The organism is Pseudomonas sp. GW823-FHT05G12, assembly GCF_058795575.1.
In genome coordinates this window covers 3,889,758-3,915,718 of record NZ_CM179501.1, presented here as the reverse complement: position 1 = coordinate 3,915,718, position 25,961 = coordinate 3,889,758, and the positions used below count along the sequence as shown (strand labels likewise).

Below are 25,961 nucleotides of genomic sequence, written 5' to 3'. Positions count from 1 at the left end.
TTCAAAGGGCTGCAGGCCATACCCGCCATGGTCGGGTAGAACCCCTCTGGGTGTCATGCCAGAATGCCCCGGTTTTTCGACCGGCCCGTCCCGAGGGCCGGCACCTTCCCTGTAAAGGATGGTTTCATGAATGATCTTTTGACCCGGCGTGCGGTTGTCGCCGGCATGGGCGTTCTCGGGCTTGGCCTGCTGGCAGGCTGTAGCCCGGCCCGGGGGCTCGAGTTCAAGTACGGCAAGAACATGAGCAACGAAATCCTCGGGCGCAAGTTCAGCCTCAAAGACCCGCAAGGTAACGTGCGCACCCTGTCGAGCTTCTACGGCAGCATGCCGATGGTCTTCTTCGGCTTCACCCAGTGCCCAGCCGTCTGCCCGACCACGCTTGCGCGTGCGGCGCAGATTCGCAAGCTGCTGAGGGGCCGCGACCGCGACCTGTTCCAGGTGGTGTTCATCACCCTTGACCCGGAGCGCGACACGCCCGAGGTGCTCGATGCCTACGTCAAGGCCTTCGACCCGACGTTCACCGCGCTGACCGGCACCCCCGAGGAAATTGCCGCCGTGGCCAAGGAATTCAAGGTGTTCTACGAGAAGGTTCCGGCCGGAGACACCTACACCATTTCTCACTCGTCCACCAGCTACGTCTACGATACACGTGGCACCCTGCGCCTGAGCCTGGGCCATTCCCTGAACGCCAAGGAATGCGCCGAAGATCTGGTCACCCTGATGGAGATCTGCTGAATGTCGATGCAACCGATCAAACGCGGTCTGGCTGCCCTGGTACTGATGGGGCTGGCCCTGCCGGCCCTGGCCCAGACCACCGTGAGTGATGCCTGGGTGCGTGCCAGCGTGCCGCATCAGCAGTCCACCGGTGCGTTCATGGTCCTGACTGCCAGCAGCGACAGCAAGCTGGTGGGTGTGGCTTCGCCCGTGGCCAAGACCGTGCAGGTGCACGAGATGACCATGAACGGTGACGTGATGGGCATGCGTGAGGTCAAGGCTGTCGAATTGCCAGCCGGCAAGGCAGTGACCCTGGACCCGAATGGCCTGCATGTCATGCTGATGGGCCTGAACAATCAGGTGAAGGAGGGTGACAAAGTGTCACTGACCCTGACCATCGAGGATGCCAAGGGCGCCAAGGAAACCCTGGACGTTCAGGCGCAAGTGCGTGCGCTCAACGCCGACGCAGGTGGTGGGCATGATCACATGCACATGAACCACTGACAGATCAAAGGGCCGCGTTCAGCGGCCCTTTTCTTTTCAACTGCGCCTTTCAGCTACGAAAGCGCGGCAGCGGTCTGTCGAGGGTCAGCGACGTCAGGGTCTTGCGAACCTGGGCCTCATCGGCCTCCAGTGCCTTCAGGCTAGCGCGGATCTTGCCGGCGGCGGGCACATCGCCCTGCCGGTCGATCCAGTCGGCAATCTCCTTGCAGGCACTGCTCAGACAGGCCTGGCGCTGGTTCATCAACGACAGAAGGGTGGTGAGCTCTCTTTCGGACATGACAGGATCCTCCATTCAGCCTTGTCAGTGTAGCAGAGGGTTGGTCAGGCTCTTGTGGCCTTTGCAAGGCGCGCTGCGGCAGCTGCCAGTGGCTGCTCTTGCGGCGCAGTAACAACTCGTTACTTATAAACAGCATGTTTAAATTTGATGCTCGTGCCGTGCAAGGGATTCAGGGCTCGGTTTCTGAACGTGACCTGTTGAAGTGCTCAACTGCACAGTCGGGAAAATGCCGGCGGGTCTGCATTCAAAGAATGGTTGTTGTAGGAAAATTCCGGGTTTCTGATTTTCGCTTACATAAAGCATCGGCGTTGTTACAACTTTCATGTTGAGCTCAATCCTGGCCGAGTCTTAGATTGAGTTGGCCAATATTTGGCAATCTCAATCGGCTCAAAGGAGTGCCCATATGAATCTGCAATCCGAGTGTTCAGGAGCGATGTCGCCAGGAAGTACCCGCTAATGCTGGCATTGCGCCTTAACCCCGGAACGCGTTCGCTGTCGCTGGGCTACAGCTTTTCCAAATGTGGTGAATTTGCCTTCGAGGCTGCATTTGCCGTGGCGATCGTGTCCATCACAGATGCGGATATGCTTTTGATCGGCATCGCCTACTTTTTTCGTTACTTGCCAAGTGTGGTGTTTTCGCCATTGGGTGGCTGGCTGGCAGATAACGCCAACAAGAAACACACACTGTTAGCAATCGAGGTGACAAAAGGCCTGCTGGCACTTTCCTTCTTTGCCTTGTTCAGCGTGTTCACGCCAGTATTACTTGCGTTGGTGGGCCTCGCAATGGTCATGACAGCGCTCGAATGCCGGCGGCGGCAAAAACTGAGTGCAACACCTGACCTTTCCGGTAGGGTGTTGCCATGTCTTATCACGAACTCAGCGTTGAAGAACGCTCCGATATCCAGGTCAGTCTGCTGCGTGGCATGAGCCAGCGCGCCATTGCCCGAATGCTCAACCGCAGCCCCTCAACGATCAGTCGCGAGATCCGTCGCAATCGTGATGCCCGGGGTGAGTACACCACCCAGCATGCCCAACAAGCCATGCGCGATCGTCGATTGCCCTGCCGGCCCCGGCAAAAGCTGGTGCCCGGCAACGAATTGTTCGAGCTGGTCGCCCACCTGCTGCGACAGCGCTTTTCTCCCGAGCAGATTGCCGGCAAGCTGCGAACCATGAAATCCCCAAGCTTCGAAGACGCCTACGTCTGCCGCGAGACGATCTACAACGCGATCTATGCCCTGCCGGTCGGCGAACTGCGCAAGGAGCTGATCATCTGCCTGCGGCAAGGCAAAACCTCCCGCCGTCCGCGTTCTGGCGGCGTAGATCGCCGTGGCCAGATCCCGGACATGGTCAGCATCCATGTGCGTCCGCCGGAGATCGAGGATCGCGTGATGCCGGGACATTGGGAGGGCGACTTGATCAAGGGCAAAGCCAACGCATCGGCCGTGGGTACGCTAGTCGAACGCACCAGCGGCTACCTGATGCTGGTGAAGATGCAAGACGCGACGGCGACCTCGGCCGTGGAAGGCTTCAGTTCGGCGCTGAACCATATGCCGCTGGCGGCCCGCAAGAGCATGACCTACGACCAAGGGCGGGAGATGGCGCGTCACGCGGAAATCACCCAGAAGACCGGGGTGGCAATTTACTTCTGCGACCCGCACAGCCCCTGGCAGCGCGGCAGCAATGAGAACATCAACGGACTGATCCGCCAGTACCTGCCCAAGGGCACGGATCTGTCGGTGTGCAGCCAAGAGCAGTTGGATGCGATTGCCTACGAGTTGAACATCCGACCGCGTAAGCGCTTCGGTTTCAAGTGCCCCATCGAGGTCATGACCGAGCTGATGGCCAAGCATCACGAGGCTCCCGCCTCAATCCAGTAACTGTGTTGCACTCAGCTCCTGCAACCGCCGCCTTTATGTGCCCACGTTTCGCGCGTACTTTCCGGACCTTGTCGAAAAGGATGAGTTAGCCACGGTGAACAGCGGTATCCAGGTAATCGAGGACGCCGCCTCGATCCTCGGGCCGCTGGTCTTTTCGGCCTATGTGTTACTGCTGTCTCGAGAAGCCACTTTCTTGTTTTTTGCAATGTGCCTTGTCGTGTCGGCCATTTGTATCGCTACCCTGACGCCTGCCAGGCGTAGTGTCCAACAGGCATTCGATGGGTGCGCCATAATCAGGGATGCGGCGGGCAGTGTGAGTCAGTTGAGGGCCGGCAATGCGCCGTTGTTCGCTGTCATTGGCTGCACCACACTCTGTGCGATGTTCGCCACGTCGGTGATTCGCTTTATCCTTCCAGCATCGGTGCTGGAGCACTTCGCCTCTGAAGCGGCGGTTGGATACGTGTTTTCACTGCTTGCGGCAGGCACGGTGGTGGGGGGCATGCTCTACACGCGCTTCAATCCGCGCACAACCGCAGGGTTGGTGCTGCGTTACTGGATGCTCTATGGCGGGCTGTTTTTTGCTGCAGCAGTGGCGCTGCAATTCAATAACTGGCTGTTCCTGTTGATTCTGTTCCTGGTTGGCTTCATTGGTGCATTTGTCGATATCGCAATCGTGACCAACATCCAGTGCCTGTCGAGGGAACATGAAGTGGGCAGGAATTTTTCCCTCTATTACTTCACCGCCGTGATGGGTGATGCCGTATCAGGGTTGATTGCCAGTTTGGTCTTCGTGCTTGCGGGGCCGGCAACCTTTATCTGGATGACGCTCATGTTATTCATCGCGCCAGTGCGCTGGAACATGAAAGGACGTGGCCCAGATATCAACAATCGTACATAGCTTGGCCTGGCGCATAGACGCAAGTTGGAGAGGGCGCTGCCGCCCTCTCACGCGCGTAGAGCAGAGTGAACGCAGGCTTGTCGATACGCCCCCGGGGTCACCCCATAGGCTTGCTTGAACTGCCGGCTCAAATGGCTCTGGTCGGCAAAGCCGAGGTCGAACGCCACTTGCGAAGCGGCCAGGCCGTGCTTCAGCATTTCGCGGGCGCGGGCCAGGCGGCGTTGCTTCAGCCAGGCATGGGGTGGCAGTCCGGTGGCCTGGCGGAACACCCGGGCGAAGTGGAACGGCGACAGGTTGACTGCTGCCGCCAGCGCTTCCAGTGAGGGCGGGTCGGCCAGTTGGCTTTCCAGCAGTTCGCGGGCGCGGGCTACGGCGAGGGGTTCGTGGCCAGGGGCCGAAGGCTCGGCGCACTGCCCGTGCCGCTGCACCAGGGCCAGCACCGCCTGGCGCCAGGCCGTCTGCTGCTGCAAGGCGCTGGCGCTGGCTTCGGACAACTGATGCAGCTGGCTGAACGCGAGGGCCAGGGCCGGGTCATGGATCACGCTGTCCTTGAAGCTGGGCATGCCGTGGCGGCCCAGTTCCAGTTCGTCAAGCACACCGGTCACCCGCTCGTGCTCGGGATAGAAGCCGCGATAACGCCAGCCGGCTTCATGGGCCGTAGCGCCGGTATGCAGTTCGTCGGGGTTGATCAGCACCATGCTGCCGACCGGTGCCAGGTGCTCGCTGCCGCGGTGCCAGAAGCGCTGGGCGCCCGACTCGATCACGGTGAATACATAGCCCTCGTGCACATGCGGGGCGAAGCGCTGCTGGTAATAGCGAGCGTGCAGCATCTCGACGTCGCCAAGGGCTGGCGCCTGCCAGAGGTGTGTCTGCTCGCGCAAGGGTGGGCTCATGCCAGCCAGCTGCGCAGAAGGAAGAAGATCAACATGCTCACCAGCATGCTCAGCAATACGCTGCGGGTCAACAGCACCAGGGCGATGGCCACAAGGGAGCCCAGCAGGTAGGGGTTGAGCAGGCTCAGGTTGAGCTGGTGGTCAGCCATGAAGATGATCGGGCCGCAGATGGCAGTGAGCATGCCCGGCACGGCAAAGCCGAGAAACTGCCGGGCATTCGAGCTCAGGCGCAAGGGCAGGCGCGGCTCCAGGAATGCGTAGCGGTTGAGGAACACGATGGTGCCCATGGCGAAAATCAGGATCCAGGTCATGCGCGGGCTCCGGCGAATTTCTGGCAGATGAACCCGGCGCTCATGCCCAGCAGGCCTGCGACCACCAGGGCGGTTTCCCAATGCCAGTAACTGAACAGCACTGAACAGAACAGCGACACGGCTACGCACACCACGGTGGCCAGGTTGCGCACCAGCGGGGCGATCAGGGCGACAAAAGTGGCGACAATGGAGAAATCCAGGCCGAACTGGTCCAGGTGTGGAATATTCTGGCCCAGCAGTATGCCGGCCAAGGTGAACAGGTTCCAGGCAATGTAGAAGGTCAGGCCCACCCCCAAGGCATACCAGCGGTTGAATTGCTGCTGGTCGTACTGGCTGGTCAGGGCGAAGAATTCGTCGGTCAGCAGAAAGCCCAGGCCCAGGCGCCAGCGCAGCGGCTGGCTGGACAGTACCGGGCGCATCGACAGGCCATACAGCAGGTGCTGCGAGGTCAGCAGCAGGGTGGTGAGCAGGATCGACGCCAGGTTGGCACCCCCCTTGAGCATGCCAATGGCCACCAGCTGCGCGGCGCCGGCGAAGACGATGGCCGACAGCCCTTGCCCCTGCCAGGCGCTGAGGTTGGCCTCGATGGCCATGGAACCGGCCAGCAGGCCCCAAGGGGCAACGGCCAGGGACAACGGGAGAATGGCAATGGCGCCGTGAAGAAAGGCTTGGCGGGCGATGTGGGGCATGATGGCTGCATGACGGCTACGAGGCAGGCCAGCATGACAGACGGGGCAGGGGATGGCTTGAACGATCTTGCTGGTCTAGGCGTGTTCGCCTCAACCTCAGTGGCCAACTGACAACAGGGCCGTAAGGCGGCCCCGAATGACCCTGGGTTATGGGCGGCTGGTCAGCAGCTGTTGCGCCGTTGCGCAGCCATTGATGTCTACGGCTTTCTGCAGCAGGCTCGTGCGCTGCTGTGGGTCGAGGTCGCCAAGCAGGCGGTACACCTCGGCCTGGTAATCGCGCTGACGCCCCCACAGCATTTCCAGGCCTTGTGGCCGGCTGCGGTTGCAAGCCAGGCGTGTGGCCGGTTGCGGGTAGTAGGGGGCGTACACGGTGGCCATGCTGGGGATGGCCTCCAGCGCTGTACGGTACTCGCTGCTGACGTTGTACGGCTGGCACCAGGTGGCAATGGCTGGCGCCGGTGCGGCAAACCCCTGCTGGAGGCTGGCTTCGAGCAACGGGCAGGCGGCCTCCGGGATTTGCGCGGCGGGCAGGTACGTCATGTAGTACAGGGCCAGGCGGTACTGTGCGACAGGGTGGCCAAGCTCTACCGATTTTTTCAGCAGGGCAACCGCTGTCGGCAAGGTGTGAGCCATGGCCTGGCCCTGGCGGCTAAGCTCAGGGTCACCGCCTACTGCGGTGCGCAGCGTGCTGTTAGCGTCGCCCTGATCATCGGCCTGCTCCAGCAGCGGCAAGGCCTGACGGTAGAGCAGGTCGGCATGAGGGTCGATGCGTACCTCCAGCGCTTGCGCGACCAATGGCATCAGCGCAGCCAATAGCGGGGGCAGGCGCCGCACAAGGTTCACAGGCAAACCCCATGGATGGCCAGGTACGGAAGGACGGCTTCGGTGTTCATGGCGGTCAAGCGTGCGCCTCGGGCAAATCGTAACGACGACGTATTCTAGCCACCCAAGGGGGGTGGCCGAAAGACCACCCGACAACTGTCAGACGAGCTTGATCGGCGTGACCTTGCGCTGGGCATGTTTTTCCTGGGCCAGCCCAAGCTTGGCGGTGATCACCTTGGCCAAGGCATTGTTGCCCAGATCGTTCAGGTGCAGGCGGTCGATGAACAGGTCGGCGCCGAACACGGGCGAGCTGTCGAGCATGCAGTTCATGTCGTAGCAGGGCACCGGGTCGGCCTGGCTTTTGATGCGGCGGAAAAATGCCGAATGCAACTGTCTGTCGAATGCGCCCTCCAGCAGCCGGTCGAAGTTCGCCGGTTGTTGCTGCAGCGCGGTCAGCATGGCTTGCTCACCGGCGGGTAGAGTATCCCGGCACCAGGGCAGCAAGGGTTGCAGGATGAAGGTGAGCGTGGCGTGGCTGTCTGCCAGCAGGCGATCCCATTGGCGCAAGGTGCGGCCAATGTTGTCGGCGGCACGGGCCAGCCGTTTTTCCGGGGGCGACAGTGGCCAGCTGACCGGAGCTGCGACCACGGGAGGGGTCAGCGCCTGGCCGATGCGCCGCCACAGCGACTGCCGACGAGGTGGTGCGCAGGGCTGCAGGCCTTCGCTGAAACTGTTGAGAAAGGCCTGGTAGGCCTTGGCGTGCTGCGGGTCGTTGGTACCTGCGAGGACTTCACACAGGGCTTCGTGGGCCAAGCTGTTGAGGCCACTGAGCACCACCACATGGCCGAGCTGACCAAGGCGGTGCTGGTGGGTCAGGAACATCATCAATTCCTGGGTGGCGTTGAGCCCGCAGCCGGCCAGGCTCAGCCAGACTTCGCCCGTGAGCATCGACAGGTGCGAGGCCACCGTGTGTTCGTCGGAGCTGGCGCCGATGCCCAGGGCTGTGGAGCCGCCGACCAGCAGGTTGATGCGCGACGCACCACCGTGCTCGGCCGCCGAAAAGCGCTTGCCGGCGCAATGGCTGTAGCGCAGGCCAAGGGCATCGGTGTTGATGGTGCCGGAGCGGTAGCCGGTTTCGTGCACATGCAGGGTATAGGGGGCACGGCGACTGCCCAGCAGGAGAAAACGCTGGTAGTCCTGCTGCAGCGGCGAAGGAGACGGGCGCGTGTCAGTCGTGGTCATGGTCTCTCCTTCGCTGATGCCGGGTGCTTTGCAGCAGGTTCAGGCCGCCAGTTCCTTGAGGTTGTACAGCAGGCCGCCGGCGGCGATCAGCAGCAGGGCGACGCCCGACGCCAGGCTGATGATGCGGTTGCTGCGCTGCGAGGCGATCTTGCCGATGGCGAAGATGTACAGGCTGAGCACGGCGAAATCGATGGCCACCCACAGTAGCGACAGCACCACCATGCTCTTGCCGAACGACTCGGTGATCTGAATGAACTGCGGGAAGAAGGCGATGAAGAAAATGATGTCTTTCGGGTTGGAAATGCCCACCATGAAGCCTTGCATCAGCCCGCCGCGCCCAGCCTTGGGGGCCTCTCTCGCCGCGTCTGACGCGGGTGCCTGCAGGGCGTCCCTCAGCGTGCCCACGGCAATGTAGCCGATGAACAGGCAGCCCAGCAGGCTCATGGTGCTGAGCCATGTTTTGTCGATGGCGGCACTGGTGAGGATGATCCACGCTGCCGCGCCAATCAGCACCAGTGATGCCCAGTTGGTGCCGACGGCGGTGAACATGGCCTTGCGCGAGCCGGAGGCGGCCGCAGTGTTGACGATCAGTGCAACCACCGGGCCGGGAGTGGCGATCAGTAGCAGCACGGTGAGGGCGTAGGTGGCGGTGAGTGCGGTATTCACGGTCAGTTCTCGATCAGTATGTCGGGTGTCGGCTGGTGTGCGGCATGGGCGTGGAACGGGCAGCGTGACGGGTTGAGCGAGCCTGCCTCCTGCAGTTGATACTGCTTCCACTCGTAGTTGTCGGTATCGCCGAAAAAGCCAAGGGTGTCGGGCACAACGCCGTCGTTGTAGTGGTGCACGCGCTCGCGAATGCGCTCGCGGATGCGCTTGCCACTCTCGGTGTTGGCGTTGGCCACTTCGTCGAAGTTCTCCCGCGGGTTGATGACGAAGGTGATGTGCTGGCCCAGGTTGCGGCTTTTCATCTGCTGATGGCCGGGGAAGTTCATGTTGATGAACAGCGGCATGCCGGCATAGCAGAACGACCAGCCGGTATCGTCGGGATCGGTCGGGATGCCTTGAGGCCAAGGGTGCGGGTCGCGCGCATGCACGCCGCGCAGTACCTTCCAGGCCAAGGCCTGCTGCTCGGCCAGGCTGCTGCCGGCTGCGGTTTCGAGAAACACCACCAAAGGGCTGCCGATGCGCTGCTTGGGTGCGATCGGTGCGACGGTGCGCACATAGTTGGCCAGGCCCTGCGCGATATCATCGGCCAGTTGCTCGGCGCGGGCGAAGAGAATGTGGCAGGTTTCGCCGTTTACCGCCTTGCGGCCGAACAGGCAGGGGAATTCGGGGTTGGCGAGAATACTGCGAAAGTGTTCTATGGTTTTGAACGTCCAGTGTTGCATGGTGTGACCATGTTCAGCGGCAAGCTCCAGCGCATCCAGGCGATAGCAATTTCCATATCCCGTAAACATGATTTCCCCAGGCGTTGATTTAAGTGAACGTTCCAGTCACATGCAGGCAGGATCTTGGTTATGTTTGTTATTTACCGGCATTTTCCGAGACGCTCTTGTCGTTGTAAAACGCGTGGAGTTATGACCTACTATTAGTCCTACTCATGCTCGGGACGCCGCCATGTCGGAACGGATTCAGGCCTTGCACGCGCTGCGTGCCTTCGAGGTGGCCTCTCGCTATGGCTCTTTCACCCGTGCGGCTGAAGAGCTGGCCCTGACCCAGGGCGCCGTCAGCCACCACATCAAGACCCTCGAAGCCCTGTTCGGCTGCGACCTGTTCGAACGTCGGGGCCCGAAACTGAGCCTGACCGAGCACGGCCGCCTGCTGGCGCAAGAGCTGAAGGTCGGTTTCAAGATCATCGAGAATGCCTGCGCACTGCTGCGTCAGGATCGCTATGGCCTGCGCCTGAAGGCGCCGTCCACGCTTACGGTGCGCTGGCTGCTGCGGGCGCTGGATGCGTTCAAGAAGGTCGAGGACAACTGCAGCGTGCAGCTGTCCAGTGTGTGGATGGATATCGACAGCGTGGATTTCTATTCCGAGCCCTACGACTGCGCCATTCTCCTGGCAAGCGGGCGTTTTCCCGCCGATATCGAGAGTTTCAAGCTGTTCGATGAATGGCTGATCCCGGTATGTCATCCGGATTACATGACGCAGGCACAACCGCAACTGTCCGACCTGCCCCGATGCGAGTTCCTGCACCCGTCACCCGACCGGCGTGACTGGCGGCGTTGGCTGGCGCGAATGGACGCGCTGGACATCAGCATCGACCAGGGGCAGGTGTTCGATACCCTCGACCAGGGCATATCGGCCGCCCAGCAAGGCCTGGGCATTTCAGTGGTCGATCTGGTACTGGCCAGCACCGACCTGGCCGCCGGGCGCCTGGTCACGCCTTTCAAGCATGCCGTGGCCACCGGCGACGGTTACTACATGACCTGGCTCAAGGCCAGCCCAAAAGCGCGGCAGATGCACAAGCTGCGTGACTTCCTGCTCGGCCAGGTACCGCCGCTGGCCTACAAGGACATCAACTACCTGTACGGTTGAATACCCGAGCGAGCATGAAGTCGATGAATACCCGCAACTTTGGCGGCATCTGCCGCCCGGAAGGCCACAGCAGATAGAAGCTGCCGCGCCGTTCCATGAAGTCGTCGAGGACACTGACCAGTGAGCCATTGGCCAGTTCGCGACCCACGTTGAAGTCCGGCAGACAGGTAATGCCGCGGTGGTTCAAGGCAAAGCAGACGCGCGTTTCGACGTGGTTGCAGACCATCGAGATGGGGATGTCATAGGCTTGCTCGGGATGCTCCTGGCGCAGCGGCCAGGTTTCCAGCTTGCCGTTGCTGGGGAAGCGATAATGCAGGCAGGTATGCGCCGCCAGGTCGCGTGGGTGCAAGGGTGTGCCGCGTTCGCGCAGGTACTCGGGCGAGGCTACCAGGCGGTGCTGAAAGTGCCCGAGGAATTTGGCGCTGAGCCGGGAATCCACCGGCTGCCCGCCGCGCATCACCACATCGAAGCCTTCGCCGACGATATCCACCATGCGGTCGGAGAAGTCCAGGTCCAGTTCAACCTGTGGGTACAGTGCCATGAACTCGGCCAGGGCCGGCATTACCAGTCTGGTCACCTGCGGCATGCTCACCCGCAGGCGCCCGCGCGGCGTTTCGCTGGCCTGCGACAGCTCCTGCTCGGTGGCTTCGATTTCGGCGAGGATGCGCCGGCTGCGTTCGAGGAACATCGTGCCCTCGGCGGTGAGGGTGATGCTGCGTGTGCTGCGGTGGAACAGGCGCACGCCCAGGCGGCTTTCCAGGCGCGCCACGCGCTTGCCCACTGCAGAGGCACTGATCCCCAGTGACTGGCTGGCGGCAACGAAGCTGCGGGTTTCGGCCACCCGGTTGAAGACCACGAAGCCGCTGAGGCTGTCCATGTCGCACTCCTGATTGCGGACGCTGATGTCCTGGGTGAGCGGCATTGTAACCGTCTTTTTCCGTAATGGCCTTGTCTAGCAGACTGTTCGCCTCGTTTCTCACTCAAGGCATTTGCAATGTCCCAGACATCTTCCGCACCGTTGCTGGCTGCCAGCAACGAACGTCTACCCGTTGGCGGTCTGCTGGCGCTGGCCATGACCGGTTTCATCGCCATTCTCAGCGAAACCCTGCCGGCGGGTCTGCTCGATCAGATCGCCGATGGCATGCACATCAGCCAGGCCATGGCTGGGCAATGGGTCACGGCGTATGCCTTGGGCTCGTTGCTGACCGCCATCCCGTTGGTGACGTTGACCCAAGGCTGGTATCGGCGCCGGGCGCTGTTGCTGGCGATCATCGGCTTCGTGCTGTTCAACGGGCTGACGGCCTTGTCGGACTCCAACACGCTGACCCTGGTGCTGCGCTTTTTCACGGGGGCTGCGGCCGGCCTGGCATGGGGCCTGATCGCTGGCCATGCCCGGCGCATGGTGCCGGTGCCGTTGCAGGGCCGGGCCATGGCCCTGGCCATGCTCGGTCAGCCGATTGCCTTGTCGCTCGGCTTGCCGATTGCGACCTGGCTGGGAGCGGGGCTGGGCTGGCGCGCGACGTTCGTGGTTGTCACGCTGGTGGCGTCGCTGCTGGTGGTGTGGGTGTTGCGATCCGTGCCGGACTACCCGGGGCAGGCTGCCGGCAAGCGCCCGGCGGCCATGCAGGTATTGCGCACGCCGGGGGTGTTGATCGTATTGCTGGTGATCCTCACCTGGATCCTTGGCCATAACATCCTCTACACCTATATCGTGCCGTTGCTGGCGGCGGCTGGCATGGCTGCGGACATTGGCCCTGTGCTGATGGTGTTTGGTCTGTCGGCGCTGGCCGGGATCGGCCTGGTAGGGCTGCTGGTCGACCGACACCTGCGCAAACTGGTGTTGCTGAGCCTGGCCGGTTTTGCCTTGGCCACGCTGGCATTGGGGCAGGCATCGTCGTGGTTTGTGTACTTGAGCATCGCCTTGTGGGGAATGACCTATGGCGGCGCCCCGACCCTGCTGCAGACAGCGTGCGCCGACGCCGCAGGCCCGGGTGGTGACGTGGCGCAGTCGATGCTGGTGACGGTGTGGAACTGCGCCATTGCCCTGGGCGGGATCATTGGCGGATTGCTGCTGGCTGGGGCCGGTGTGGAGTGGTTTGGCGGGGTGGTGCTGGTGTTGATCGCCTTGGCCTGGCTGCTGGCCGTGGCCGGGCGGGGGAGCGGTTTTGTGGCGGGGAAGCGCTAAAACACTCATGCCAGGCACGACACAGGTAGAATAACGCCATCTACAGACAATCCAGAGGTCGACGCAGTGGAGTTGCAGCAGGGTTTTGTCCTGACCCGGCACTGGCACGATACGCCGGAAGGCACCTGCGTGGAGTTCTGGCTGGCCACCGATGACGGGCCGCGGCTGTTGCGGCTTGCGGCGCAGGAGTCGGTGGCTTTCATTCCTCAGGCGCAGGCCGAGCACGCCCGTGTGCTGCTGGCCAACGAAACCGGGACGAAGCTCAAGCCACTGCGCCTGAAGGACTTCGAGCATCGCCCGATGCTCGGCCTCTATACCCGCCAGCATCGCCAGTTGATGCAACTGGAGCAGCGTCTGCGCACGGCCGGTATCGACGTGTTCGAGGCCGATATCCGGCCGCCGGAGCGTTACCTCATGGAGCGGTTCATCACGGCGCCGGTGCAGTTTACTGGCCAGCCGGATGCGCAGGGCGTTTACCGGGAAGCCCAGCTCAGGCCTCTGCCAGGCTATCGCCCGGCGCTGCGCCTGGTGTCGCTGGACATCGAGACCAGCGAGCGTGGTGAGCTGTACAGCATCGCGCTGGAGGGCTGTGGCCAGCGCCAGGTGTACATGCTCGGCCCGGCCAACGGCGATGCCAGCGGGCTTGACTTCGACCTGGAGTATTGCGCCGATCGCGCCGCCTTGATCACCCGGCTCAACCAGTGGATGGCCAGGCATGACCCGGACGCGATCATTGGCTGGAACCTGGTGCAGTTCGACCTGCGCCTGCTGCATGAGCACGCCAAGTCGTTGCAGGTGCCACTGGCCCTGGGGCGCAACGGTGCGGTCATGACCCTGCGCAGCCATGCCGGTGGCGGCCATGTTTTCGCCGATGCGCCGGGGCGGCTGCTGATCGATGGCATCGAGGCGTTGCGTTCGGCCACCTGGAGCTTTGCCTCGTTCAGCCTGGAGAACGTTGCCCAGACCCTGCTGGGTGAAGGCAAGGCCATCGACACGCCGTACCAACGCATGGACGAAATCAATCGCCGCTTCGCCGAAGACAAACCGGCCCTGGCACGCTACAACCTGAAGGACTGCGAACTGGTCACGCGCATTTTCGCCCATACCCGGCTGCTCGACTTCCTGCTCGAACGGGCCTCGGTGACGGGATTGGCCGTGGACCGCAGCGGTGGGTCGGTAGCCGCGTTCTGTCACTTGTACATTCCACAGATGCACCGCCTTGGCTTTGTCGCGCCCAGCCTTGGCAGCCGGCCGGACGAAGCCAGCCCCGGCGGGTTTGTCATGGATTCGCGGCCAGGGCTTTACGACTCGGTGCTGGTGCTGGACTACAAGAGCCTGTACCCGTCGATCATCCGGACCTTTCTCATCGACCCGGTCGGGCTGATCGAAGGCCTGCGCCAGCCTGACGACGCACATTCGGTCGAGGGCTTTCGCGGTGGGCGTTTTTCACGCACACAGCACTGCCTGCCAGCCATCGTCGAACGGGTGTGGCAGGGCAGGGAAGCGGCCAAGCGCGAGGGCAATGCGCCGCTGTCGCAGGCCTTGAAAATCATCATGAATGCCTTTTATGGCGTGCTTGGCTCCAGCGGTTGCCGTTTCTTCGACCCGCGCCTGGCGTCGTCGATCACCATGCGCGGCCACCAGATCATGCGCCAGACCAGGTCCCTGATCGAGGCGTGTGGCTACGATGTGATCTACGGTGACACCGACTCCACCTTTGTCTGGCTCAAGGGTGCCCACGCCGAGGAAGAAGCGGCGCGTATTGGCCGCGAACTGGTGGCAAAGGTCAACCAATGGTGGCAAGCCCATCTGCACGAGACCATGAACCTGCACAGCGCCCTCGAACTGCAGTTCGAGGTGCACTACCGGCGCTTCCTGATGCCCACCATCCGCGGCACCGACGAGGGCAGCAAGAAGCGCTATGCCGGCCTGGTGCAGCGGGCCGACGGTGCTGAAGAAATGGTTTACAAGGGCCTGGAGTCGGTGCGCACCGACTGGTCACCGCTGGCCCGGCAGTTCCAGCAGGAACTCTACGGCCGTGTGTTCCGCAGCGAGCCCTACCGTGATTATGTACGCGAGTATGTACGGCGCACGTTGGCGGGCGAGCAGGACGAACTGCTGGTTTATCGCAAGCGCCTGCGTCGCCCGCTGGCCGATTACCAGCGCAACGTGCCGCCGCATGTGCGTGCCGCACGCCTTGCCGACGACTACAACAAGCGCCTGCAGCGCCCTCTGCAGTATCAGCGTGGTGGCTGGATCAGCTACGTGATCACCACCGCCGGGCCTGAGCCGCTGGAAAACCTGCAGGCACCGATCGACTACGATCACTACATCAGCCGTCAGCTACTGCCGGTGGCCGACGCCATCCTGCCCTTTGTCGGCGATGATTTCGCGCGCCTTACCGACCATCAGTTACTGCTGTTCTGAGCGGGTGGTAGATAGCTAGGCGTCAGCATGACGCAACAGTCTTCAGACTCGGCCTTCCATGTCGTCGCGGAGGCAGAGATGCAGAACAATAGCAGTCAACCATCGGCTGCGGTCGATACCCTTGCCATGGCACAAGCATGCCAGGACCACTACATCGCACAGCGGTTGCCGGCCTGGATGAAGCGGCTGAGCATGGCCGAATTCACCCTGCTGAGCGAGGCGCTGCCTGAACTGCTGGCCTGCCGTGCAGGCTTGTCGTCAGTGCTGGCGCGGCTAGGCAACCTGAATGCATTTGCCCGGCCCTTGCTGCAGCAAGCGCTCGGTGCCCACGGCGACCTTGATGTCGATCGCCTGTACTTTCGCCAGTGGTACACCTTTCCCTCACACACGATCCATTATGTAACCAGTAGGTTTCCGGTTGTCGGCAGCGACTACTACGACATTCCTCTGCTCGAGGCCGCTTTGTGCAATTTCACTGCAGACCAGCAGCGCGACCAGGCACAGGGCAATTGCCTGGTCGATGTGCGCGGCGCAAGGCGCAGTGAGCTGTCTGCACCGGGCTTCGCCAGGCTGTGTCGAGCGCTGGATCTTGGGCAGAAATACCAGGCGCATCTGGATTCGGTACTTCAGCCCGAAGTCAGGGGATTGCTGACGCGACGGCAACGCTACAGCATGCTGGTGGATGCCCTGCAGGCCAGGGCGCAGGGCATATTGAGCGCAGACGAACTGCAGTGGGTGGTGGCGCTCTGCACCAAGGACACGCTCGACAAGCTCGAAGGCGCATCGGTTCGCGTGCGCCAGTTGGCGGTGTTCGGTTGCCGCTTGCAGCAAATCGTCGTGCTGGACGTGATCGACGCGGGCTTGCTGTTCAACACCAGCAAGCGCGTGCTGGTCTATGTACCGGGTGACCCGCACGGCCCCTGGAGCGTGCGCAGCGACCTGGAAGATTATGCCCGCCGGGTGCTTGGCAAACGCCTGCGCAAAGATGACTACCGGCGTTTCTTCAACCGCTTCGTGCGCCGACGCGATAGCCAGCGATTCTTCTCGGCCGTCAGTGAGCGGCTCGATGACGTGCCCGGCTGGGCAACCCGGGACCTCGATGAGCAGACCTTTGCCTATCGCCTGCCATTGTTCGAGCACCTTGCTGACGACTGGGTCGCGCGGATCAAGGACGATGCTGCGATCATCGCCCCGCCCGTGGCCTTGCTTGATCGCGAGGTCCAGGCCGAACACGCCCGCCGTTTGCGTGCTGAAGGCTGGACCCTGTTGGGTGTCGCAGGGTTCTTCGTTCCGGGCATCGGCGCGGTGTTGTTGGGGGTGATGGCCTGGGAACTGCTTGAGCAGACGTTCCAGGCTGTAGGGGACTGGCAGGAAAACGAACGCAATGCAGCGCTGGCGCACCTGCTGAATGTAGGCAAAGGGCTGCTGGCTGTCGGGGCAACCGTTGCGGTAGTCGCCACGGCCCGACGCGCCTGGAGTCTGGTGGACAACCTGGTACCGGCGCAGCTGGAAAACGGTGAGGAAAAACTGTGGAACGCAGACCTCGGCCCCTATCGCTGCGAAAGCCCGCCAGACACGGCGGTGCCGGACATGGAGGGTGTGCACCGTGTTGGCGAGCGCCGCTGGATCAGCATGGACGGGCACTGGTATGAGATGACCTGGCACAACGACGATGAACAGTGGCAATTGCTCCCTTATCAGGGCTATGCGCCGCCGCTCCGTCACAATGGGGCCGGTGCGTGGCGGCTGTGGTGCGAACAGCCCGCCGGGTGGGGCGACACACGCCAGTTGTTCCGCCGCCTGGGCGGGCCATTCAGCGACCTCGACGACGCGCAGATCGACCGGTCGCTGGCAATTCATGGCCTGGATGATCAGCATCTGCGGGCATGGCATGTGTATGGCCGACCGCCGGAGGCCGCGCTGCTCGACACCGTCACGCGCGTGCGGCTCGCCGGCAGGATTGGTACGTTGGTCAACCAGTTGCGCGAGGGCGGTGTAACCGCAGACCCGCAACTGCTGGAGCGGGTCATGCGCCTTCCACAAGCCGCCGGCAAGGAAGGAGCAGCGTTGGCCGATGTGGCTTGGGCCGGGCGACGAGAACTGCTTCAGGCGTTGTACGAAGAGCAGAATCTCGACACTGAAACTGGCCGCCTCTTACGACAGAACTTTGCCAGCCTGCACCGCTTGGCCGCGGATGAGGTGCTGCGCGATGCCAGCGAGGATGACCTGCAGCTTTTGCGTGAGACGGGGCGTGTGCCGTTGCTGATGGCCGAGGCAGCAAGGTTGCAGGTTGCGCGGATTCGAATGGCGCGGGTGTACGAGGCGCTGTGCATCGATACGCCGCAAAACCTCGACCTGGCGCGTGTGGTCCTGAACCTGCTGGTGCATGTGCCGGGGGCTGGCGGGCCGGGGTGGCGATTGTACGACGGTGATGCCAGCGAGCCGTTACTGACGGTCGAGGGATCGGCGCAGACGTTTGACCTGCTTCATCGTCATGGGCTGTTCCGCCTGCGTGCCCCAACGCACACGGTTGCCGGTGAGAGGGGCGAGTTGTTCGAGACCTTGGCCGCAGCCTATGACGACGCATCGCAAGCGGCCATCGGCCAAGGCCAGCCCTTCGTGCCTGCGTTGCGCCAGGCGCTGACCAACGTTGCTTTCGACCAGCGCCAGACCGTGGTGAACCTGCTCAGGCTGGAACAGCCGAGCGGCTCGTTTCTCGCGCCGCAACGTCTTGCTGATGGCCGGATTGGTTACCCCATGGCGGGCGGCAGGCTCTGGGGGGCGTTAGGGCGAAACCGGCCAAGGGCGCTTCAGGCCCGGTTGCGAGACCTGTACCCGGCCTTTACCGACGAACAGATCGGGCGCTGGTTGGCCTCAAGTGACGCGCAGGCCCGGTTATCTGTGCTGGAACAGCAATATGGGGTGCTCAAAAGGCACTTGACCCAGTGGGCACGCAGTGCCTTGCTGTCACCAGAACTGGCCGCCCGGCGTGAGTTCAGAAAGGGGCTGATCAACTGCTGGCGCTGTCTTGTGCCGGAACTGCAAGGGCAAGCGGCACTGGACGACGGGCGTTTCATGCTGACCCAGACCATCAGCCGTTTGCGCCATCTGCCGGCCCTGCCCGCGCAAGTGGGCTTTCCTCACGTCTCGATCCTGGCCTTGCGCGCCATGCGCGTGGAGCACGTTCCGGACGAGTTTCTGCGGGCGTTTCCCAACTTGCGCAACCTGGAAATCACCCATTGCCGACTCACGCGCTTGCCATTGCCTCTGATGCTTGTCCAGAAGCTGGAGGTACTCGACTTGTCTGGTAACCAGATCACGCTCGACCAAGGCCAGGCGTTGGTCCTGGCAGATTGCCGGTCCCTGGTGTACCTGAACCTTTCGGACAACCCGTTGCGCAGGGCATTTTCCGTCCAGGCAATGACCGAGCTGAATGCCCTCTACCTGTCAAACACCCAGATGCCCGGGTTTCCCTACGGGCTGATGGACGCGCCAGAACTGCACACCCTGAACCTCAGCGACAACCGTATTTCTGAACTGCCCGAGGGTTTTCATCAGTCGCAGTTGTGGCGTTCGGGCAGGGTCGAGCTTTCCGGCAATCCGCTGGAGGCAGCATATGACGGGGTTTCAACCTGGCATTTGCTTGAGGCCAGTCGCGTGCCTTACCGGTTGCGCTTTCTGGATGCGTTACCTGGCGAACGTCGAGATGAAATGGCCGCACTGTGGGCCCATGTGGAGTCCGAGGAGCAGTCGGAGGAATTCTTCAATACCCTGTCGATGCTGACAGAGTCGGGTGCCTTCAATCGCTCATCGACCGCGTCCGCGCTCGCGGCCCGTGTGTTCGACATGCTCCAGGCGATGTCTGAGCATGATGCCCTCAGGCATGAGCTGTTCGAGCACGCAGCGGCGACCGGTTGCCAGGATAATGCCACCGCTCGTTTCGCTGACCTGGAACTGCGACTGATGATATGGCGCACGCGGCACGGTGAATCTGCCCGGCGGCCTGAGCTGGCCTTGCTAAGGCTCGGTGCCGGGATGTGGCGCTTGGCGTTGCTCGATCAGCTTGCCGCTGAACATGCCTATCGGGTGGGGGCGGGCGCTGAGTCGATCGAATTTGCCTTGGCCTATCGAATCGCCTTGCGCAATGTCCTGGACTTGCCTGCCCAACCCGGTGAAATGCTCTATGCAGGCATCCCGGCGCTGAGCCATCAGGACCTTCTCTTGGTCCGTGAAAGGGTCCTGATGAAACAAACCCGGGAAGATATCGCTCATTATCTGTCACGGCAGTGGTTCTGGCAGGATTACCTGCACAAGACTTTCCCGGTTCGCTTGCAAGTGCCACCCTCCATGCACGCTGAACTGGAACGGCTGATGGCGTTGGGAAATCGGGAAGAGGATATCGCACGGCTGCAGACCAGCAACCAGCAACGCGAGCATGCGGTGTTGCTGCAGTTGACGCTGGAGGCGCTGGACCGGAACACGGTGCAGCGTCCGCTCAGCTAGCGGGTTGGCGGTTGTCTGAGCGCAGGCATTAGCTATATAGCGCCTGGCGGGGAGCAGGCAACTTAGTCTGGCCTCTTTTCATGAAGAGGCCCCCGCTATGGACACCACTTTGCCGTCAGATGCGCAGGCCGCCATCGATGCTTTCCAGGACGGCATCATCGGCAGGCGCCTGCCACCTTGGTTGCGTCATGCACCTGCTGAGCAACTGCCTGAGATCGGCAGGGCATTGTCAAACAGCCTTCGCTGCTGTGAGCAAGTGAACACGGTGCTGCGAGGTATCGAGGGCATCGACAGTTTCGTCGCATCAGCCCTGGGGAAGGCCCTCGACGAGCGTTATGGGCTTGGCCGTAACCCTTACTCGCTCAGGTTTCTGGAGGGCCGCCGGGAAGCTGTGATCAACAGTCAGCCGGTGGGCGCGCACCTGACGGCCGTGGTCTATGAAGAAAAGCCGCTGCTCGAAGTGGCATTGCGCAACTTCACGGCCGCCCAGGCGCAGGAAGGTGGCCAGCCGCGCGGTAACCGCCTGCTGCTTCCACGCCACGGCACGGTCAAACCCCCTACAAGCATCGAGTTTGCCGGACTGTGTCGTGAGCTGGACCTGGGTGAGCGCTATCAACGTCATCTGGATGCCATCCTCACGCCCGCTGGCAGTGCCGAGCGCCTGGTGTCTCAGTTTGTAGATGCCAGGCGCTACACCATGCTTGTGGACGCCTACAAAGCCAGGCAGGAGGGAACGCTGGATGCCAGCGAACTCAATGTGATGGTGGCTGTGTGCGAGAAGGGGGAACTGCCGCGCCTGGCGGGCGACCTTGTGCTGGCCAGGCAACTGAAATTGCTGGGTTGCCCGATCGAGCAGGTCACCGTGTTCGTTGTCATTGAGCAGGGCGTCCTGTTCAACACGACGCGGCGGGTTTTGCTTTACGTGCCTGGGGACCCTTTTTCGCCTTGGCGCGCGTTCGAGAGCATCGACAAACTGAACCGCGAACTGGGCCGTTGCTTGCGAGACAAGGCCTACCAGCGTTTTTTCAGCCGCTTCGTGCTGCGGCGAGACAGCCAGGCTTTTTTCGCCCAGGTCGCGGAGCGCTTCGATGACCTGCCGAGCTGGGCTTTTCGCGATCTCGAACCGCGCTTGCAGGCTTACCCGCAGCCGTTGTTCATCAGCCTGGCACAGGCACGTATCCACCAGATCAAGGACGATGCGGCGATGATCGCGGTCCCCGTGGCCAGGCTGGATCGTGAGGTTCAGCGCCAGCATGACCTGCGCCTTGAAGCCGAAGGATGGGCGCTGCTCAACCTGGCCAGTTTCTTTCTGCCAGGGCTTGGCCTGGCGCTGCTGGCCGTGACGGCCTGCGAACTGCTGGGTGAGGTCTACCATGGCGTCGAGGCCTGGCAGGAAGGCGATCGCCAGGAGGCGCTCGACCATTTGATCCATGTAGCGACAGACCTTGCCGTGCTGGCGACCACGGTAGCCGGGGTGGGTGTGGCTCGACGGGTTTGGGCACGCTCTGCGAAGGTCGATGCCCTGGTGCCGGCTCGGCTGGAGGACGGCACAGAGAAACTCTGGCAACAAGATTTGACCCCGTTTCAAAGCCAGGCACCCGTTGCAGCCTCAAGCCCGGACGCCTTGGGTATTCGGCGTCAGGACGGGCGGGCCTGGATCGAAATGGACGGGCATCACTATCGCGTGACAGAGGCGGGTGATGATCAATGGCAGTTGTATCCGGTCGACGGCCACGGGCCGTTGCTGCGTCCCAACGGCTCAGGTGCCTGGCGGTTGTGGTGCGAGCAACCGGCTCGGTGGACCGACAAATACCGCATGTTCCGGCGTCTGGGCGAACCCTTCAGTGGGCTGAATGACGAACAGATCGATCAGGTTCTGCTGTTCCACGGCCTTGATGGCGACGACCTGCGTGGCCTGCATGTACACGCCCAGGCACCGAGCCCCGGGATGATCGACAGCGTGGCGCGGGTCAGGCTTGATCAACGCATCCGCAGCATGATTGGCCGTTTGCGCAGCGGCGAGCCGGTAGACGATACAACAGTGCTCGATCACGCTCGGCGCTTGCCAGGCGCGAGTGGCCTGGCAGATCACGCACTGGCCGCGTTGGCCTGGACGCAGCGGCGAACACTGCTGCAGCACCTTTTCGAAGCCTTGCAGCCCAGCGATACCCCTGGCAGCGCGGCGCTGCGCCGGGTGTTCCCGGGGCTGAGCGCGCGCACTGCGCAAGCACTGGTACAGGCCGCCAGCAGCGTTGATCGCATGCGGCTGCTGTCCAGCGGAAGGGTTGCACTGGGGCTGGCCGAGGCGGCAAGGGGCAGCGTGCTGGCTACCCGCCAGGCTCGGGTATTTGAAGCGTTGTACCTTGATACGCCGCAGCATGCAGACCTGGCACGGGTGGCCTTGGGCTTGTTGCGGTATCTACCCGGAAGCGAACAAGGTGTGTGCTGGCGCCTTTACGAAGGCTCCCTGGGCGGGCCGATACTGGCGAAGACCGAGCAAGGGCAGCGGGCGTTCGATCTGGTGCACGTTAACGGTAGGTTTCAACTGCATGGCAGCCAAGGCACGGGGCTGGGTGAGGCAGGTGAGTTGTTCGACGTCATGGCGCCAGCCTATACCGAAGCGCAACGGCAGGCGATGGGGATCGGCGATCCCTTCGAGCACAACCTCAGGGTGATACTGGCGCGCGAAGCGGCACGCCATCGTGATGAGATCAGTCGTTTGCTTGGCGCGGTACGCCCAGGTGCTGTCCGAGGGCCCGTGCGCTTGGCCGATGGACGTATTGGCTACCCGCTGGGTGGTGGCGGAGTGGGTGGTTTCGCATCAAGGGGGAGTGCCCTGAGGGCAACGCTGCGCGATCTCTTTCCGTGGTTGAGTGATGAGCAGGTCGAGACCTTCGCCGATGACGCCAGGCGTTCAGGGCATCAGATTGAACACGTACTGGCTGACCTTCGCAATGAGTTCGCCATCCTGCGCATGACACTGAATACCTGGGTGGCACGAGGGCAGGGCGATGTCAGGGAAGATCGAGAGGCTCTACGCCAGACGTTGTTCAATTGCTGGCGGCGGTCGGTGGGCGTGGGGGAACTGCAAATCAATGCACAGGAAAACCTCCACGTCATGTTCTGCAATTTCAGATCGAGCGGCTTGCCCAACATACCCCCACAGGTCAGCTTCAGAGGTGTGACCAGCCTGTCGCTGCTGCACCTTGACCTTCTGGAGGTGCCCAGCAGCCTATTGCTGGCTTTCCCTAACCTGCAAACCCTCGATCTGGGTGGGAACCTGCTGACGCGCCTTCCGCAGCCGTTGCTGCAGATAGCGCAGTTGCGGCATCTGAGCCTGACCAACAACCGGATCGTCCTGAACATTGCACAAACCGCCACACTGGCCAGTTGCACGAGCCTGCAGTCTCTCGACCTGTCCCACAACCCCCTGGGGAGCAGGTTCACGTTGGCGGGTTTGGCTGAATTGCGTTGGCTGAACTTGCGCGACACACAGATCTCGCAGTTTCCACTGGGCGTGTTCGACAACGCTCAGTTGGTATCCATTGACTTGCGGGATAACCGGATCAGGCACATTCCAGAGGGTTTCTATCAGTTGCCCGTGTGGCAGCGGCGGCGGTTCCGCTTGAATGCGAACCCCTTGGGCGAGGCCCAGACGTCACGCTTGCAGGCTTCGTTGAGCAGCGACGATCCTGCCCTCGACGAGGAGCAAGTGCTTCTGCGGCTGCAGCACGCGCGTGAAGTATGGGGGGATGCCGTGGCCCCGGAGCATCGCGGCTTGATGCTTGCTGCCTGGGACTCGCTGGATTCAGGGCAGGACGCCGAGCGTTTTTTCCGGGTGCTTCGCCAGTTGTTGCTGTCCGAAGACTTTCGTGTCAATGCGCGTGCACTGGGCAATCGGGTAATGGCGGTATTGCAAGCGATGGCCATTACGCCAGAGCTGCGGCAAAACTTGCTGTCAGTGGCCAATGATGAGTGGGGGTGCCAGGACGGTGCAACCTGGTGCTTGAGCAACCTTGAACTGAATTTGTTGGTTTGGCAGGTTGAGCACGCGGCTCAGGGAGGAAGCGAACGCGCTTTGCTAGACCTGGGCAGACGTTTATGGCGCCAGGATGCAGTCGACCTGTTCGCTACCCGATGGGCGCTACAGCATGGCAGGACGCAGGAAGGAAGCGAGGTGGGGTTGGCTTTCAGGATCGGGCTGAGGGAGCGTCTCGACCTGCCATTGCAGGTGGGAGAAATGAGCTTTCTTGCGATCTCAGGCGTCCTGGATGCGGACCTTGCACAAGCAGAGGCTGCGGTGCGGGATGCAGAAACCCCGGAAGAGGTTGCCCGCTCCATGGTTGACCGTGAATTTTGGCAGGCGCACCTGGAGCGTTCCCATCCTGAGCGATTCGCTGCGGTCGACCTGCCGTTCAGAAGGCAGCTTGAAAGGGTGCTTGACGACGAAGCGCTGAGCGAAGGGGCCATGATCGACCAGGCGGATGCCATTCGTGATGCTCAGCGCGCTGCACGCAGAGGGCTGATGCTGGATATGACGATTCAAGCGATGGAAGAGGGACCCAAGGGGCCATCGATCGATGTGCGTTGACATACGCTCAGGGCAAGGGCTCGCCTGGCCCTGCCAAAGCGGCTTTGGGCTATGCTCAATCAAGCTGACTGTGGTTTGTACCAGCGACGTAGTCTTGGCTTCAGGTGGCTCGGAAATCGACAGTTACTTTTGCACACCCCGTTCTGGAATGAAGTGGTTTAGGCTCCCTGTCGGATTTTTCTCCATGATCTGTAGTCATTGGTTTATCGAGACAATAAGGAGATACGCATGCTTGTCCGGTCACTGACCCTCGCAACCTTGCTTGCTGTTGCCGGCCCCCTGTTTGCCGCAGACAGTGATGCGCCTCTAGCCAAGGAACTGGGCAAGGCCAGACCATTGGTGGTTATCGCTCCCAGCAGTGCCGACCCGACGTTGCGAGGGCTGAACAAGGCGCTTGAGGACCCGGCCACCCAGGCCGCGTTCAAGGAGCGCAACCTTGTCCTGTACAGCGTCGCCAACATGATGGGCAAGCGAGAAGACAAGAACCTGGAGCAGCAGACCACAATGGCCCTGATTCGGGAACTGAAGCTGGGGGCGAGCAAGGGTACCAAGGTGATTCTGGTGGGCAAGGACGGTGAGCGGCACATGCTCAAGGACGACGACACCGGCGAGGCCATCGACCCGCAGGTGATCCTCAAGGCGGTCGATGATCTACCTGCCAGCGAAAAGGCGGTGGCGGCACCCGAGCCCGTAGCGGCGGCCCCGCAAGCCAAGGAAAAGGACAGCAAGCCGGCCAAGCCCGCCAAGCCAGCGGCCCCGCCCAAACCGCTGGAAGACTGATCACGCCTCATGGCCCCAAGGCACCTTGGGGCCCGTTGCCGGGTGGTGTGTATCGCACTGTATCTGCCTGTGCTGCAGACCTACTGCCATACAAAAGCGCGCCTGGCACGATACATCCCCGACAAACCGCAACGGCCTAATGGCTCCACTTTCCAACCCCAGTGGAGCTGCATCATGACTCAAGCAAAAAACACCCTCGGCCTGCTCGGCGCCGCCCTGATCGGCAGCATGGCATTGAGCAACAGTGCGTTCGCCGTCGAGCCGCTGGCTCAAGGTTACCAACTGGCCTCGGCCAAAGTGGCCGGCGAGGGCAAGTGTGGTGAGGGCAAGTGCGGGGGGAGCGGCAAGGCTTCCCAAAGCGAAGGCAAGTGTGGTGAGGGCAAGTGCGGCGCCGGCGCCAAGGCCGGGGCTGAGGGCAAGTGTGGTGAAGGCAAGTGTGGTGACGCCTCGTTCGCCAGAACCGACAGCAATCACGATGGCAAGGTCTCGCGCGATGAGTTTCTGGCGGTGGCCAAGGACCGTGCCGGTGATTTCGACACGATCGACCGCAACCATGACGGTTTCATCTCCGAGCAGGAAGCGGCGGATCACCTCAAGGCGATTTACCAGGCCAATGGCAAAGCCATGCCGGACGGCTTGTTCAGCCACCTGACCGGCAAACCCTGACGTTCTACCCCATGAAACGCCACAACGCTCCTCCTGCTGGCCAG

19 protein-coding genes and 2 pseudogenes are annotated in these 25,961 nt (G+C 62.2%); 12 read left to right on the top strand and 9 right to left on the bottom strand.

The window, feature by feature from the left end:
* Positions 1–126 precede the first annotated feature (126 nt).
* Together AC3RCM_RS17925 and AC3RCM_RS17920 are read left to right on the top strand one after the other, a co-directional pair.
* Positions 127–735: an SCO family protein gene (locus AC3RCM_RS17925; RefSeq protein ID WP_003250418.1), complete on the top strand. Its 609-nt coding sequence runs from the start codon at positions 127–129 to the stop codon at positions 733–735.
* Positions 736–1,218 carry a copper chaperone PCu(A)C gene (locus tag AC3RCM_RS17920; protein ID WP_104887364.1) on the top strand — a complete coding sequence of 161 codons (483 nt, stop codon included), beginning with the start codon at positions 736–738 and terminating at the stop codon, positions 1,216–1,218. It abuts the gene before it with no gap.
* 49 nt (positions 1,219–1,267) lie between these two features.
* On the opposite strand, the gene AC3RCM_RS17915 is transcribed toward AC3RCM_RS17920, so the two are convergent.
* The gene (locus AC3RCM_RS17915; protein WP_003250422.1) at positions 1,268–1,495 is read right to left on the bottom strand and encodes a hypothetical protein; all 228 of its coding nucleotides are present in this window, start codon (positions 1,493–1,495) and stop codon (positions 1,268–1,270) included.
* A gap of 456 nt (positions 1,496–1,951) precedes the next feature.
* On the opposite strand from AC3RCM_RS17915, the pseudogene AC3RCM_RS17910 reads away from it, so the two are divergent.
* From AC3RCM_RS17910 to AC3RCM_RS17900, 3 genes and pseudogenes are all read left to right on the top strand, one after another.
* Positions 1,952–2,302: pseudogene (locus AC3RCM_RS17910) on the top strand (MFS transporter); the annotation flags it as partial.
* A 53-nt stretch (positions 2,303–2,355) separates the two neighbouring features.
* Positions 2,356–3,372, top strand: a complete 1,017-nt coding sequence (locus AC3RCM_RS17905) for an IS30 family transposase (protein WP_008435491.1) — start codon at positions 2,356–2,358, stop codon at positions 3,370–3,372.
* Between the two features lie 31 nt (positions 3,373–3,403).
* Positions 3,404–4,270: pseudogene (locus AC3RCM_RS17900) on the top strand (MFS transporter); the annotation flags it as partial.
* 47 nt (positions 4,271–4,317) lie between these two features.
* On the opposite strand, the gene AC3RCM_RS17895 reads toward AC3RCM_RS17900, so the two are convergent.
* The 7 genes from AC3RCM_RS17895 to AC3RCM_RS17865 form a co-directional block, all read right to left on the bottom strand.
* On the bottom strand, positions 4,318–5,163 hold the full coding sequence (locus tag AC3RCM_RS17895; protein WP_003250425.1) for an AraC family transcriptional regulator: 846 nt from the start codon (positions 5,161–5,163) through the stop codon (positions 4,318–4,320).
* A complete protein-coding gene (locus tag AC3RCM_RS17890; RefSeq protein ID WP_064492421.1) occupies positions 5,160–5,474 on the bottom strand; it encodes an AzlD domain-containing protein in 315 nt (104 codons plus the stop codon). The genes AC3RCM_RS17895 and AC3RCM_RS17890 overlap by 4 nt, the downstream gene beginning before the upstream one ends.
* Positions 5,471–6,163, bottom strand: a complete 693-nt coding sequence (locus AC3RCM_RS17885) for an AzlC family ABC transporter permease (protein WP_004573762.1) — start codon at positions 6,161–6,163, stop codon at positions 5,471–5,473. The genes AC3RCM_RS17890 and AC3RCM_RS17885 overlap by 4 nt, the downstream gene beginning before the upstream one ends.
* Before the next feature lie 147 nt (positions 6,164–6,310).
* On the bottom strand, positions 6,311–7,006 hold the full coding sequence (locus AC3RCM_RS17880; protein WP_020193372.1) for an SEL1-like repeat protein: 696 nt from the start codon (positions 7,004–7,006) through the stop codon (positions 6,311–6,313).
* A gap of 138 nt (positions 7,007–7,144) precedes the next feature.
* A complete protein-coding gene (locus AC3RCM_RS17875; protein WP_064492422.1) occupies positions 7,145–8,227 on the bottom strand; it encodes a hypothetical protein in 1,083 nt (360 codons plus the stop codon).
* 39 nt (positions 8,228–8,266) lie between these two features.
* Entirely contained in the window at positions 8,267–8,893 is a 627-nt protein-coding gene (locus AC3RCM_RS17870; protein WP_064492423.1) for a LysE family translocator, read from the bottom strand.
* A 2-nt stretch (positions 8,894–8,895) separates the two neighbouring features.
* Positions 8,896–9,684, bottom strand: coding sequence for a YqcI/YcgG family protein (locus AC3RCM_RS17865; RefSeq protein WP_010953345.1), 789 nt, complete (start codon positions 9,682–9,684; stop codon positions 8,896–8,898).
* Positions 9,685–9,844: 160 nt separating this feature from the next.
* Between AC3RCM_RS17865 and AC3RCM_RS17860 the strand changes: the two genes are divergently transcribed.
* Positions 9,845–10,765 (top strand): LysR substrate-binding domain-containing protein, encoded by a 921-nt coding sequence (locus AC3RCM_RS17860; protein ID WP_003250438.1) that lies wholly within the window; start codon positions 9,845–9,847, stop codon positions 10,763–10,765.
* On the opposite strand, the gene AC3RCM_RS17855 is transcribed toward AC3RCM_RS17860, so the two are convergent.
* Positions 10,746–11,642 carry a LysR family transcriptional regulator gene (locus tag AC3RCM_RS17855; protein ID WP_014591618.1) on the bottom strand — a complete coding sequence of 299 codons (897 nt, stop codon included), beginning with the start codon at positions 11,640–11,642 and terminating at the stop codon, positions 10,746–10,748. The genes AC3RCM_RS17860 and AC3RCM_RS17855 overlap by 20 nt on opposite strands.
* 117 nt (positions 11,643–11,759) lie before the next feature.
* Between AC3RCM_RS17855 and AC3RCM_RS17850 the strand changes: the two genes are divergently transcribed.
* The 6 genes from AC3RCM_RS17850 to AC3RCM_RS17825 all read left to right on the top strand — a co-directional run bounded on the left by AC3RCM_RS17850 (position 11,760) and on the right by AC3RCM_RS17825 (position 25,917).
* Positions 11,760–12,950: an MFS transporter gene (locus tag AC3RCM_RS17850; protein ID WP_104887366.1), complete on the top strand. Its 1,191-nt coding sequence runs from the start codon at positions 11,760–11,762 to the stop codon at positions 12,948–12,950.
* Between the two features lie 66 nt (positions 12,951–13,016).
* Positions 13,017–15,377, top strand: a complete 2,361-nt coding sequence (locus AC3RCM_RS17845; RefSeq protein ID WP_492629044.1) for a DNA polymerase II — start codon at positions 13,017–13,019, stop codon at positions 15,375–15,377.
* A 78-nt stretch (positions 15,378–15,455) separates the two neighbouring features.
* Entirely contained in the window at positions 15,456–19,880 is a 4,425-nt protein-coding gene (locus tag AC3RCM_RS17840; protein ID WP_492629043.1) for an NEL-type E3 ubiquitin ligase domain-containing protein, read from the top strand.
* 97 nt (positions 19,881–19,977) lie between these two features.
* Complete coding sequence (locus AC3RCM_RS17835; RefSeq protein WP_492629042.1) at positions 19,978–24,471, top strand: NEL-type E3 ubiquitin ligase domain-containing protein; 4,494 nt, start codon at positions 19,978–19,980, stop codon at positions 24,469–24,471.
* A gap of 228 nt (positions 24,472–24,699) precedes the next feature.
* A complete protein-coding gene (locus AC3RCM_RS17830) occupies positions 24,700–25,251 on the top strand; it encodes a DUF4174 domain-containing protein (RefSeq protein WP_049587595.1) in 552 nt (183 codons plus the stop codon).
* Positions 25,252–25,425: 174 nt separating this feature from the next.
* On the top strand, positions 25,426–25,917 hold the full coding sequence (locus tag AC3RCM_RS17825; protein ID WP_064492429.1) for an HvfA family oxazolone/thioamide-modified RiPP metallophore: 492 nt from the start codon (positions 25,426–25,428) through the stop codon (positions 25,915–25,917).
* The last annotated feature ends 44 nt before the right edge of the window (positions 25,918–25,961 follow it).

What these genes read in the sequence shown, in the direction of transcription:
- AC3RCM_RS17885 (WP_004573762.1), bottom strand. Translation starts at nt 6,163, where the DNA reads ATGCCCCACATCGCCCGCCAAGCCTTTCTTCACGGCGCCATTGCCATT.
- AC3RCM_RS17890 (WP_064492421.1), bottom strand. Translation starts at nt 5,474, where the DNA reads ATGACCTGGATCCTGATTTTCGCCATGGGCACCATCGTGTTCCTCAAC.
- AC3RCM_RS17855 (WP_014591618.1), bottom strand. Translation starts at nt 11,642, where the DNA reads ATGGACAGCCTCAGCGGCTTCGTGGTCTTCAACCGGGTGGCCGAAACC.
- AC3RCM_RS17830 (WP_049587595.1), top strand. Translation starts at nt 24,700, where the DNA reads ATGCTTGTCCGGTCACTGACCCTCGCAACCTTGCTTGCTGTTGCCGGC.
- AC3RCM_RS17915 (WP_003250422.1), bottom strand. Translation starts at nt 1,495, where the DNA reads ATGTCCGAAAGAGAGCTCACCACCCTTCTGTCGTTGATGAACCAGCGC.
- AC3RCM_RS17895 (WP_003250425.1), bottom strand. Translation starts at nt 5,163, where the DNA reads ATGAGCCCACCCTTGCGCGAGCAGACACACCTCTGGCAGGCGCCAGCC.
- AC3RCM_RS17925 (WP_003250418.1), top strand. Translation starts at nt 127, where the DNA reads ATGAATGATCTTTTGACCCGGCGTGCGGTTGTCGCCGGCATGGGCGTT.
- AC3RCM_RS17865 (WP_010953345.1), bottom strand. Translation starts at nt 9,684, where the DNA reads ATGTTTACGGGATATGGAAATTGCTATCGCCTGGATGCGCTGGAGCTT.
- AC3RCM_RS17875 (WP_064492422.1), bottom strand. Translation starts at nt 8,227, where the DNA reads ATGACCACGACTGACACGCGCCCGTCTCCTTCGCCGCTGCAGCAGGAC.
- AC3RCM_RS17840 (WP_492629043.1), top strand. Translation starts at nt 15,456, where the DNA reads ATGCAGAACAATAGCAGTCAACCATCGGCTGCGGTCGATACCCTTGCC.
- AC3RCM_RS17860 (WP_003250438.1), top strand. Translation starts at nt 9,845, where the DNA reads ATGTCGGAACGGATTCAGGCCTTGCACGCGCTGCGTGCCTTCGAGGTG.
- AC3RCM_RS17835 (WP_492629042.1), top strand. Translation starts at nt 19,978, where the DNA reads ATGGACACCACTTTGCCGTCAGATGCGCAGGCCGCCATCGATGCTTTC.
- AC3RCM_RS17825 (WP_064492429.1), top strand. Translation starts at nt 25,426, where the DNA reads ATGACTCAAGCAAAAAACACCCTCGGCCTGCTCGGCGCCGCCCTGATC.
- AC3RCM_RS17920 (WP_104887364.1), top strand. Translation starts at nt 736, where the DNA reads ATGTCGATGCAACCGATCAAACGCGGTCTGGCTGCCCTGGTACTGATG.
- AC3RCM_RS17850 (WP_104887366.1), top strand. Translation starts at nt 11,760, where the DNA reads ATGTCCCAGACATCTTCCGCACCGTTGCTGGCTGCCAGCAACGAACGT.
- AC3RCM_RS17905 (WP_008435491.1), top strand. Translation starts at nt 2,356, where the DNA reads ATGTCTTATCACGAACTCAGCGTTGAAGAACGCTCCGATATCCAGGTC.